The organism is Leclercia sp. W17 (assembly GCF_003336325.1).
Lineage (GTDB): Bacteria > Pseudomonadota > Gammaproteobacteria > Enterobacterales > Enterobacteriaceae > Enterobacter.
In genome coordinates this window covers 371,964-383,818 of record NZ_CP031101.1, presented here as the reverse complement: position 1 = coordinate 383,818, position 11,855 = coordinate 371,964, and the positions used below count along the sequence as shown (strand labels likewise).

The window sequence follows — 11,855 nt, the reverse complement described above, 5'->3', positions numbered from 1 at the left end:
TTACGCCCCTTTGCGCTCAGTGAAGGGGCTGTTTTTGGTAAAGCATACCTCTTCCCCACCGCTGTCCATCTGCACCCAGGTCTGGGCTAACTGCGTGGCGGCAATGACCCTGCCCTGACGAATCGACCAGCGCACCGGCACCTGGCAACGCACCGCCTCAAAGCCACTTTCCGCGGGCAGAATCACCAGATTTGCCGGATTCCCCGTCTCAATACCGTAATCGCTCAGCCCAAACGTTCTGGCGCTGTTATGGGTGATCAGGTTAAGTCCGCTATCGATTTGCTGATACCCCATCATCTGACAGACATGCAGCCCCATATGCAGCACCTGCAACATATTGCCGGTGCCCAGCGGATACCACGGATCAAACACGTCGTCATGGCCGAAGCAGACGTTGACGCCCGCTTCAAGCAGCTCCTTCACACGGGTAATGCCGCGCCGCTTCGGATAATCATCAAAGCGCCCCTGCAGGTGGATATTCACCAGCGGATTGGCCACAAAGTTAATCCCGGAGAGCTTCAGCAGACGAAACAGCCGCGAAGTGTAAGCCCCGTTATAAGAGTGCATGGCGGTGGTATGGCTGGCAGTGACGCGCGGGCCGATCCCGGCCTCATACGCCAGCGTCGCCACCGTTTCGACAAACCGAGACTGTTCGTCGTCGATTTCATCGCTGTGAATATCCAGCGGCCGGTCGTACTTCTTCGCCAGTTCAAAGGCGATATGCAGGGACTGCACGCCATACTCCCGGGTGAATTCGAAGTGCGGGATGGCGCCCACCACATCCGCCCCCAGCTTTAAGGCCTCTTCCAACAGCGCCGCGCCATTCGGATAAGAGAGAATCCCTTCCTGCGGGAAGGCCACAATCTGCAGCGTCACCCACGGGGCGACCTCCTGCTTCACCTCCAGCATCGCTTTCAGGGCGGTCAGCGTCGGGTCGGAGACATCCACATGGGTGCGCACAAACTGGATGCCGTTGGCGATCTGCCACTTCAGGGTTTTCCAGGCCCGGGCTTTAACATCCTCATGGCTGAGCAGCGCCTTGCGCTCTGCCCAACGCTCTATGCCTTCAAACAGCGTCCCGGACTGGTTCCAGTTCGGCTCACCTGCAGTCTGGGTAGTATCCAGGTGGATATGCGGTTCGATAAAAGGCGGGATGGCTAACCCTCCGCGGGCATTCAACACTTCATCGCTCTCAACCTGCTTTTCGCCCGTCGGGGTGATCTCGCCAAAACGACCGTTCTCAATAGCCAGTTGCCAAAAGCCGTCACGGCCAGGTAAACGGACGTTCTGAATAAGCCAAAGCGGTGCTGTAGACATCATATTCTCTCTAAGATGGGGGCTGAAATTCAGGAGTAGCTGAAATTAAAAATTAGCCTCCTGATTTGTACACATAATCATCGACTATGAAAAGCCTGCGATTTCCACGACTTATAAAAAACCTGACAAATCAGTCATCTACCCACTAAGGAGTAGTTGAAGGCGTATTTGATTTGCATCAATAAGCGCCGTTGCTGAATCGTTAAGGTAGGCAGTAATAGAAAAGAAATCGAGGCAAAAATGAGCAAAGTCAGACTCGCTATTATCGGTAACGGCATGGTCGGTCACCGCTTTATTGAGGATCTTCTCGATAAAGCCGATGCCGCCCAGTTCGACATTACCGTGTTCTGTGAAGAACCCCGTAAGGCGTACGACCGCGTGCACCTCTCCTCCTATTTCTCTCACCACACCGCCGAGGAGCTCTCTCTGGTGCGCGAAGGTTTTTACGAGAAACATGGCGTGAAGGTGCTGGTGGGCGAGCGCGCTATCACCATCAACCGTCAGGAAAAAGTGATTCATTCCAGTGCGGGACGCACGGTTTTTTACGACAAGCTGATCATGGCGACTGGCTCCTATCCGTGGATCCCGCCGATCAAAGGCTCGGAAACCCAGGACTGCTTCGTCTATCGCACCATTGAAGATCTCAACGCTATCGAATCCTGCGCCCGTCGCAGTAAACGTGGCGCGGTGGTTGGCGGCGGCCTGCTCGGCCTCGAAGCCGCTGGCGCACTGAAGAACTTAGGCGTTGAAACCCACGTCATCGAATTTGCCCCGATGCTGATGGCAGAGCAGCTTGACCACATGGGTGGCGAGCAGCTCAAACGCAAAATTGAGAGCATGGGTGTGAAAGTTCACACCAGCAAAAATACCAAAGAGATCGTGCAGGAAGGTACCGAGGCGCGTAAAACCATGCGCTTCGCCGACGGTAGCGAGCTGGAAGTCGACTTTATTGTCTTCTCTACCGGTATTCGTCCGCGCGACAAGCTGGCCACCCAGTGCGGCCTGGCGGTTGCACAGCGTGGCGGCATCATGATCAACTCTACCTGCCAGACCTCCGATCCGGATATCTACGCCATCGGCGAGTGCACCAGCTGGGAAAACCACGTCTACGGTCTGGTCGCCCCTGGCTACAAAATGGCGCAGGTCGCCGTTGACCATATCCTCGGCAATGAAAACGCCTTCGAAGGCGCGGACATGAGCGCCAAGCTGAAGCTGCTGGGCGTGGACGTGGGCGGTATCGGCGATGCGCATGGCCGTACGCCAAACTCCCGCAGCTACGTCTATCTCGACGAAAGCAAAGAGGTCTATAAACGTCTTATCGTCAGCGAAGATAACAAAACCCTGCTCGGCGCGGTGCTGGTAGGCGACACCAGCGATTTCGGCAACCTGCTGCAGCTGGTGCTGAACGCTATCGAACTGCCGGAGAACCCGGATGCGCTGATCCTGCCTGCTCATGCTGCCAGCGGCAAACCTTCTATCGGTGTCGATAAGCTGCCCGACAGCGCACAAATTTGCTCCTGCTTCGATGTCACCAAAGGCATGCTGATTTCTGCCATCAACAAAGGCTGCCACACCGTGGCGGCGCTGAAAGCGGAAACCAAAGCCGGTACCGGCTGCGGCGGCTGTATCCCACTGGTGACCCAGGTGCTCAACGCCGAGCTGGCGAAACAGGGTATCGAAGTGAACAACAACCTGTGCGAGCACTTCGCTTACTCTCGCCAGGAGCTGTACCACCTGATCCGCGTTGAAGGCATCAAATCCTTCGACGAGCTGCTGCAAAAACATGGCCAGGGTTACGGCTGTGAAGTGTGTAAACCGACCGTCGGTTCTCTGCTGGCCTCCTGCTGGAATGAGTATGTGCTCAAACCACAGCACACGCCGCTGCAGGACACTAACGACAACTTCCTGGCGAACATCCAGAAAGACGGTACCTACTCGGTGATCCCACGCTCTGCCGGCGGCGAAATCACCCCGGAAGGGCTGGTGGCGGTGGGCCGCATCGCCCGCGAGTTTAACCTTTACACCAAAATCACCGGCTCCCAGCGTATCGGTCTGTTCGGTGCGCAGAAAGATGACCTGCCGGAAATCTGGCGTCAGCTGATTGAAGCGGGCTTCGAAACCGGTCATGCCTATGCCAAAGCGCTGCGTATGGCGAAAACCTGCGTCGGCAGCACCTGGTGCCGTTACGGCGTGGGCGACAGCGTCGGCTTCGGCGTCGAGCTGGAAAACCGCTACAAAGGCATCCGCACCCCGCACAAAATGAAGTTCGGCGTCTCCGGCTGTACCCGTGAATGTGCCGAAGCGCAGGGTAAAGATGTGGGTATCATCGCCACTGAGAAAGGCTGGAACCTGTACGTCTGCGGTAACGGCGGGATGAAACCACGCCATGCGGATCTGCTGGCGGCGGATATCGACCGTGAAACGCTGATTAAATACCTCGACCGCTTCATGATGTTCTACATCCGTACCGCGGACAAACTGACCCGTACCGCGCCGTGGCTGGATAACCTGGAAGGCGGCATCGACTACCTGAAGTCCGTCATCATCGACGACAAGCTCGGCCTGAACGCGACGCTGGAAGAAGAGATGGCTCGCCTGCGCGACGCCGTGATTTGCGAATGGACTGAAACCGTCAATACCCCGTCGGCGCAGGTTCGCTTCAAACACTTTATCAACAGCAACCAGCGCGATCCGAGCGTGCAGGTCGTGCCTGAGCGCGAGCAACATCGCCCGGCAACGCCGTATGAACGTATTCCGGTGATGCTGGTGGAGGAAAACGTATGAGCCAGTGGGTAAACATCTGCAACATCGACGAGATCCTGCCTGCCACCGGTGTGTGCGCGCTGTTAGGTCATGAACAGGTTGCCATTTTCCGTCCGCGCCACGACGAACAGGTTTTTGCCATCAGCAATATCGACCCGTTCTTTGAGGCCAGCGTGCTTTCCCGTGGGATTATCGCTGAGCATCAGGGGGAGCTGTGGGTTGCCAGCCCGCTGAAAAAGCAGCGTTTCCGCCTGAGCGACGGCCACTGTATGGAAGACGAAACCCGCTCCGTGAAGCACTATGACGTTCGCGTGAAGGACGGCAAGGTGCAGCTGCGAGGCTGATTGAAACGGGGGCGCAATGCCCCCGCTATTTGTTTTGATTTTGATGTTGTAGGCCCGGCAAGCGCTGCGCCGCCGGGCAGTTGCCGGGTGGCGGAGCAGGCTCCTTATCCGGCCTACAACGTATTTATTCTTTCTTTCATTACTATTCTGGATAATCAAATGTTTACAGACACCATCAATAAGTGTGCGGCTAACGCTGCCCGGATTGCACGCCTCAGTAAAAACAGTCCTCTCGGCTTCTGGATCAGCTCCGCCATGGCGGGCGCCTATGTCGGCCTGGGGATCATTTTAATTTTCACTCTTGGTAACCTCGTCGACCCGTCTGTGCGTCCGCTGGTGATGGGCGCCACCTTCGGGATCGCATTAACCCTGGTCATCATCGCTGGCTCTGAACTGTTCACCGGTCACACCATGTTCCTGACGCTCGGCGTAAAAGCGGGCACCATCACTCAGGGCCAGATGTGGGGCATTCTGCCGCAGACCTGGCTCGGTAACCTGGTGGGCTCGGTGTTTGTCGCGCTGCTGTATAGCTGGGGCGGCGGAAGCCTGCTGCCGGTCGATACCAGCCTCGTGCACACCGTCGCGCTGGCAAAAACTACCGCCCCGGCGATGGTGCTCTTCTTTAAAGGCGCGCTCTGTAACTGGCTGGTTTGCCTGGCTATCTGGATGGCAATCCGTACTGAAGGCGCCGCGAAGTTCATCGCGATCTGGTGGTGTCTGCTGGCCTTTATCGCCTCTGGCTACGAACACTCCATCGCCAACATGACGCTGTTTGCCCTCTCCTGGTTCGGTCACCACAGCGAAGCGTATACCCTGTCAGGTATTGGCCATAACCTGTTGTGGGTAACGCTTGGCAATACCCTTTCCGGGGTTGTATTTATGGGTTGGGGTTACTGGTATGCTACCCCTAAAGCGGAGCGTCCGACTCCTGCAACCATCGCAACCGTTCAGGCGAAAGCCAACCAGTAAGAGGTAATGTCGTGGATCACCTGCCAATATTCTGTCAATTACGCAATCGTGACTGCCTGCTTGTAGGTGGTGGCGATGTGGCTGAACGCAAAGCCCGCCTGCTGTTAGACGCAGGTGCCCGGCTTACCGTCAATGCCCTCGACTTTGCCCCGCAATTCACCGTGTGGGCGCAGGAAGGGATGCTCACCCTCGTTGAGGGTGAGTTCAACGAAACGCTGCTCGATACCTGCTGGCTGACCATCGCCGCCACCGACGATGATGCGGTTAACCAGCGCGTCAGCGACGCCTGTGAAGTTCGCCGAATCTTCTGCAACGTGGTGGATGCGCCGAAAGAGGCGAGTTTTATCATGCCGTCGATTATCGACCGCTCGCCGCTGATGGTCGCCGTCTCCTCCGGCGGCACCTCGCCGGTACTGGCGCGCCTGCTACGCGAAAAGCTGGAAGCCATTCTGCCGCAGCATTTAGGCCAGGTGGCCCACTATGCGGGGCAGCTGCGAAGCCGTGTGAAAAAGCAGTTTGCCACCGTAGGCGAACGTCGCCGCTTCTGGGAAAAATTCTTTGTGAACGACCGGCTGGCGCAGTCGCTGGCGAATCAGGATCAAAAGGCCGTGGATGAAACCACCGAGCAACTGATCAATGCCCCGCTCGATCACCGGGGCGAAGTGGTGCTGGTGGGCGCCGGTCCGGGTGATGCCGGCCTGTTAACCCTGAAAGGGCTACAGCAGATCCAGCAGGCGGATATCGTGGTCTATGACCGCCTGGTCTCTGACGACATTATGAACCTGGTGCGCCGGGATGCCGATCGGGTGTTTGTCGGCAAGCGCGCCGGTTATCACTGCGTTCCGCAGGAAGAGATTAACCAGATCCTGCTGCGTGAAGCCCAGAAGGGTAAACGCGTGGTGCGGCTGAAAGGTGGTGATCCCTTTATCTTCGGGCGCGGCGGCGAGGAGCTGGAGACGCTGTGCGAAGCGGGCATTCCCTTTTCGGTGGTGCCGGGTATTACCGCTGCCTCCGGCTGCTCCGCCTATTCCGGCATTCCGCTGACCCATCGCGATTACGCCCAGAGCGTGCGTCTGGTGACCGGCCACCTGAAAACAGGCAGTGAACTGGACTGGCACAACCTGGCCGCAGAGAAACAGACTCTGGTCTTCTATATGGGGCTGAACCAGGCGGCGACCATTCAGGCGAAACTGCTGGAACATGGCATGGATGCGGAAATGCCGGTTGCGCTGGTGGAAAACGGCACATCGATTAAACAGCGCGTGGTCAGCGGCGTGTTAACCCAACTGGGCGAGCTGGCGCAGCAGGTTGAAAGCCCGGCGCTGATCGTGGTGGGTCGCGTGGTGGCGCTGCGTGACAAACTCAACTGGTTTTCGAACCACTAAGCCAGGCTGAACATATTCCCCGCTAAATGAGTAGTCCTGTAATGGACTACTCCTCTCCTGACGCTGCCGATAACATACCTTCCGCGAAAGCACATTTTCTATATATTCCCTCAAGTTACAGACAAGGAAGCGTTATGTTCAAACTGGCAAAGATTGCCCTGGTTGCAGGCATCTTAACAACCCTGACGGCGTGTACTGGCCACGTGCAAAACACCAAAAATAACTGCAGCTACGATTACCTGCTCCACCCGGCGATCTCTATTTCCAAGATCATCGGTGGCTGCGGCCCGGCAGCAAATCAGTAATCGTTTCGCAGGAAATAAAAAAACCGGGAAATTCCCGGTTTTTTTATTTCCCGTAGGCCGGGTAAGGCGAAGCCGCCACCCGGCAAACAAGCTTAAGGTTTCGCCACAAATCCAATCGCTTCGTAGACCGCTTTCAGCGTTTCAGAGGCACGTGCGCTGGCTTTCTCGGCGCCCTCTTTCATCACCTTCTGCAGGAAGGCTTCGTCATTGCGGAACTGGTGATAGCGCGTCTGCAGTTCGGTCAGCATGCCGGAGACCGCATCCGCCACTTCACCTTTCAGATGGCCGTACATTTTGCCTTCGAAGTGCTGCTCCAGCTCCGGAATGGTGCGGCCCGTTACGCCAGAGAGGATATCCAGCAGGTTAGAGACACCCGCTTTGTTCTGCACGTCATAACGCACCACAGGCGGCTCATCTGAATCAGTAACCGCACGTTTGAGCTTTTTAACCACCGATTTCGGATCTTCCAGCAGACCGATAACGTTATTGCGGTTATCGTCCGACTTGGACATCTTTTTAGTCGGCTCCAGCAGGGACATCACGCGGGCACCGGACTTCGGAATAAACGGCTCCGGCACTTTGAAGACATCACCATACAGCGCGTTAAAGCGCTGGGCGATATCACGACTCAGCTCCAGATGCTGCTTCTGATCTTCACCCACCGGCACCTGGTTGGTCTGGTACAGCAGAATGTCAGCGGCCATCAGCACCGGGTAATCAAACAGACCGGCGTTGATGTTTTCAGAATAGCGGGCCGATTTGTCCTTGAACTGGGTCATGCGGCTCAGTTCGCCAAAATAGGTGTAGCAGTTCAGGGCCCAGCCCAGCTGCGCATGCTCCGGCACGTGAGACTGAACGAAAATGGTGCTTTTCTGCGGGTCGATACCGCAGGCCAGATACAGCGCCAGCGTATCCAGCGTGGCCTTACGCAGTTTCTCAGGATCCTGACGCGCGGTGATAGCGTGCAGATCCACGATGCAGTAAATGCAATCGTACTCATCCTGCATGCTGACCCACTGACGCAGCGCACCCATATAGTTGCCAATGGTCAGTTCACCTGAGGGCTGTGCGCCACTAAATACGATGGGCTTAGTCATTTTTCAATTCCTGATTTTCACTGTGCGAAAGCCCGAGAACGGGCAACAAATCTTTGAAGTGGTCGAAGACAAAATCCGGCTCACTCAGCGTAATGGATTCACCATAGTTATAACCATAGGTCAGGCCAACGGAAGGGCAGCCTGCGGCCCTGGCAGCCAGAATATCATTACGCGAATCCCCCACAAAGAGTAGCGCTTCAGGCGTTAAGGATAATTTTCCTGCCACCAGCAGCAGCGGTTCGGGATGCGGCTTCTTGTTCTGCACATCGTCGCCGCCGACAATAACCGAGAAATAGTGAGCGATATCGAGCGCCTCCAGCAGTGGGGCGACGAATGCCGTCGGCTTGTTGGTCACCAGCGCCAGCGGCAGACCCTGAGCATGCAGCGCGCTCAGCGTAGCGGCCACATCCGGGAACAGGAAGCTGCCCTCTTCCACCGTCTCTTCATAAAAACGGTTAAACAGCTTACGCAGGATACGCACCTGCTCTTCCTGGGGGATGTCTGCATCATCGACACTCGGTTTGCCCTGCGCCGCACGTTGAACAGCACGCTCCTGACGCGCCCAGGTCAGCGCGCGCTCCATCAGCACGTCGGCCCCGTTACCGATCCACGTTACCACACGTTCTTCGCCCGCCACCGGCAGTTCCAGCGCGTACAGCGCCTGATCGACCGCCGCGGTTAAACCCGGTGCGCTGTCCACCAGCGTACCGTCGAGGTCAAATGCAACACCCCGAATTGCCTGCAAATTATCCATGACTTACCTTCGCCAGTTCACTGCGCATTTCATCAATGACTTTTTTGTAGTCCGGCTGATCGAAAATAGCCGAACCCGCGACAAACATATCTGCCCCCGCCGCCGCGATTTCGCCGATATTGCTGACCTTCACGCCGCCATCCACTTCGAGACGGATATCAAAGCCAGACTCGTCGATACGGCGACGTACCTCCCGCAGTTTATCCAGCGTTTGCGGAATGAAAGACTGCCCGCCAAAGCCCGGGTTAACGGACATCAGCAGGATCACGTCCAGCTTGTCCATGACGTAATCCAGGTAGCTCAGCGGTGTGGCCGGATTGAAGACCAGGCCCGCCTTACAGCCGTGCTCTTTGATCAGCTGTAGCGTACGGTCAACGTGTTCGGAGGCTTCAGGATGGAAGGTGATGATGCTGGCACCTGCGGCGGCAAAATCCGGCACGATGCGATCGACCGGTTTCACCATCAGGTGCACGTCAATGGGTGCGGTCACGCCATAATTGCGCAGCGCCTTCAGGACCATCGGGCCGATGGTCAGGTTAGGCACGTAGTGGTTATCCATAACGTCGAAATGAACGACATCCGCACCGGCAGCCAGTGCTTTCGCGGTATCTTCGCCCAGCCGGGCAAAATCAGCCGAAAGAATTGAGGGTGCAATCAAATACTGTTTCATCCGCATCTCCTTGAACTTTGTTTAACGGCGGGCGAAACGGCTCAGGGCAGATAGAGAGCCAGCAGTTCGTCCACCTTTTTACGTGTGCCGCCGTTGCTGCTGATGCTGCGCCGGACTTTGACCTGAAAATGCTTCGCGGCCTTGTACCATTCGCGCGTATCGGGCGTATCGTGATTCGAAATTAACACCGGGATACTTTTGCTGACCAGCTTTTCCGCCATCCCCGCCAGATGCGCCTGCTCGGCAGGACTAAAGCTGTTGGTGTGATAAGCGGTAAAGTTCGCCGTAGCAGACAGAGGTGCGTACGGTGGATCACAGTAAACCACCGAATTGGCGTCAGCAAGGTTCATGCACTCTTCATACGAGAGGCAATGGAACTCCGCATTCTGCGCTTTTTCAGCAAAGTGATACAGCTCAGCCTGAGGGAAATAGGGGCGCTTGTAGCGTCCAAACGGCACGTTAAATTCACCACGCAGGTTATACCGGCACAGGCCGTTGTAGCCATGGCGATTAAGATAGAGGAACAGCAGCGCACGGCGGAACTTATCCTGGCACTGATTAAACTCAGTGCGATGCTGATAGTAAACGTCCGGGGTGTTGTTCTCTGGCGTAAAGAGCTTGCGCGCCTCATCAACGTACTCATCGGTACGCTCTTTTACGATTTCGTAAAGACTGATCAGGTCGCTGTTGATATCCGCAAGGATGTAGCGGGTGTAGTTGGTATTGAGAAATACCGAGCCCGCACCAACAAAGGGTTCGACAAGACACTCGCCGTCTGGCAGGTGTTTTTGAATATCATCGAGCAGGGGGTATTTCCCCCCTGCCCATTTCAAAAAAGCGCGATTTTTTTTCATGCTGACTAACTGATTACACCTTCTCCGGCTGTGGAGAAAGCTCCGACAGCATCCTGCGCTTCACAGATTACTTCAAATCGGACTGAACCTGACGGATCGGCTTCGCCCACGGATTTTTCGCCTGAACGTCGGCTGGCAGTGTGGCAACCGCGCGTTTTGCTTCGTCTTTCGATGAGTACACACCGCTTACCAGCACATACCATGGCTGACCGTTACGGGTGGTTTCGTAGACAACAAAGTTTTTCAGGTTCGATTTTTTCGCCCAGCCGTTGAGGTTGTCATAGCTGGAAGAGCTGCTCAGCTGCAACGTGTAGTTGGTGGACGGCGCAGATTTCAGTGAACTCACGTTCCCTGTCGATTTACCGGTGCTGGCAGAAGCCGCCGGGGCGCTCGCCGCTGGCGTCGATGCTGTTGCGGTCGGCGCTGGCGTTGCTTTCGGTGCCGTCGCGGTTGTTGCAGGCGCTTTCGCCGGGGCGCTGGTTGCCGTTTCAGTGTGCTTCGGCTGCGCGGCTGCTTTTGGCGCTTCTGCTTTCGCAACAGGCTGCGGCTTCACTTCACGCTTCGGCTCAATCACCGCCTGCTTACGCTCCTGATGCTGCGCAGGTTTAGTCTGACGCGGCGCAGATTCTGCGGCCGCCGTCTGCTGTTGCCCGTTAGCACCACGAATTGGCGCTACGGTCGCAGGCTCGGTCGGCAGGGTGGAGTTCACCACCACATTGTTAACCTGCTGCTCGCTCTGCGGCTGCGTCAGGGCGTTATTCAGATCGCCCTGAACCTCAACGCGCTGCTGGCCTTCAGGCGTAGCCGGAGACTGGCCCTGAGTCGGCGTGGAGGCAACAGGCGGCAGAGAGATCTCCTGCTGCGTATTCTCCGCGGAGGTAGCGCCTGGCGCTGGCTGCGAGCCATTTGCCTGGTCGGCAGCGCTGCCGGAAAGATCGATACTCTTCTCGCCGGAAGCAGTTTGTTCAGCAGGCGAGGTGGACGGGGCTTTCAGTGCGGAGCCGACGCCGATAATCAGCAGCAGCAGGACCAGCACACCCAGGCCCATCATAATATACTGGCGGGAAGCGGGCTTCGCCGCAGCGGCCTTACGCTTACGCGGGCGACGCTGTACGGGCGCTTCGTCCATTGAATCATCTTCGGACTCATAATCCTCTTCTTCACGCTCGTCGCGGGCGGCGCGGCCACGCGAAGGACGAGGATCGTCATTGTCCAGATCGACCTCATCAAAGTTGATTTGCGGCTCGTTATCACGTTCTGAAGATTGGCGAGTACGACCAGTACGACGATCGCTGGGATCGGGTTTCAGCTCGTCTTCTGGTTTGAATTCATCCATTTAACACCCCACTAAAAGGCTTATGCCTACGACTTTGCACATCACCTGAAGCAAAATGGCT

At 56.6% G+C, this 11,855-nt stretch carries 11 protein-coding genes; 5 read left to right on the top strand and 6 right to left on the bottom strand.

What is annotated here, in order from left to right; genetic code table 11:
• Window positions 1-1,317 carry a cytosine deaminase gene (locus DVA44_RS01830; protein ID WP_114385621.1) on the bottom strand — a complete coding sequence of 439 codons (1,317 nt, stop codon included), beginning with the start codon at window positions 1,315-1,317 and terminating at the stop codon, window positions 1-3.
• 240 nt (window positions 1,318-1,557) lie between these two features.
• On the opposite strand from DVA44_RS01830, the gene nirB reads away from it, so the two are divergent.
• From nirB to DVA44_RS01805, 5 genes are all read left to right on the top strand, one after another.
• Entirely contained in the window at window positions 1,558-4,101 is a 2,544-nt protein-coding gene (nirB, locus tag DVA44_RS01825; protein ID WP_114385620.1) for a nitrite reductase large subunit NirB, read from the top strand.
• Window positions 4,098-4,424: a nitrite reductase small subunit NirD gene (nirD, locus tag DVA44_RS01820; RefSeq protein ID WP_103177294.1), complete on the top strand. Its 327-nt coding sequence runs from the start codon at window positions 4,098-4,100 to the stop codon at window positions 4,422-4,424. The genes nirB and nirD overlap by 4 nt, the downstream gene beginning before the upstream one ends.
• A gap of 159 nt (window positions 4,425-4,583) precedes the next feature.
• A complete protein-coding gene (nirC, locus tag DVA44_RS01815) occupies window positions 4,584-5,393 on the top strand; it encodes a nitrite transporter NirC (RefSeq protein ID WP_114317174.1) in 810 nt (269 codons plus the stop codon).
• 11 nt (window positions 5,394-5,404) lie between these two features.
• The gene (gene cysG, locus DVA44_RS01810; protein WP_114385619.1) at window positions 5,405-6,778 is read left to right on the top strand and encodes a siroheme synthase CysG; all 1,374 of its coding nucleotides are present in this window, start codon (window positions 5,405-5,407) and stop codon (window positions 6,776-6,778) included.
• 134 nt (window positions 6,779-6,912) lie between these two features.
• Complete coding sequence (locus DVA44_RS01805; RefSeq protein ID WP_032614785.1) at window positions 6,913-7,083, top strand: YhfL family protein; 171 nt, start codon at window positions 6,913-6,915, stop codon at window positions 7,081-7,083.
• 92 nt (window positions 7,084-7,175) lie between these two features.
• Here DVA44_RS01805 and trpS read toward each other — a convergent pair whose 3' ends face one another.
• From trpS to damX, 5 genes are all read right to left on the bottom strand, one after another.
• The gene (trpS, locus tag DVA44_RS01800; RefSeq protein ID WP_114316528.1) at window positions 7,176-8,180 is read right to left on the bottom strand and encodes a tryptophan--tRNA ligase; all 1,005 of its coding nucleotides are present in this window, start codon (window positions 8,178-8,180) and stop codon (window positions 7,176-7,178) included.
• Entirely contained in the window at window positions 8,173-8,934 is a 762-nt protein-coding gene (gene gph, locus DVA44_RS01795; protein ID WP_114316527.1) for a phosphoglycolate phosphatase, read from the bottom strand. Before gph ends, trpS begins: the two co-directional genes overlap by 8 nt.
• Window positions 8,927-9,604 (bottom strand): ribulose-phosphate 3-epimerase, encoded by a 678-nt coding sequence (rpe, locus tag DVA44_RS01790; protein ID WP_114316526.1) that lies wholly within the window; start codon window positions 9,602-9,604, stop codon window positions 8,927-8,929. The genes gph and rpe overlap by 8 nt, the downstream gene beginning before the upstream one ends.
• Window positions 9,605-9,645: 41 nt before the next feature.
• A complete protein-coding gene (gene dam / locus DVA44_RS01785) occupies window positions 9,646-10,458 on the bottom strand; it encodes an adenine-specific DNA-methyltransferase (protein ID WP_103824818.1) in 813 nt (270 codons plus the stop codon).
• A gap of 67 nt (window positions 10,459-10,525) precedes the next feature.
• Window positions 10,526-11,794, bottom strand: coding sequence for a cell division protein DamX (gene damX, locus DVA44_RS01780; protein ID WP_114385618.1), 1,269 nt, complete (start codon window positions 11,792-11,794; stop codon window positions 10,526-10,528).
• Window positions 11,795-11,855 lie beyond the last annotated feature (61 nt).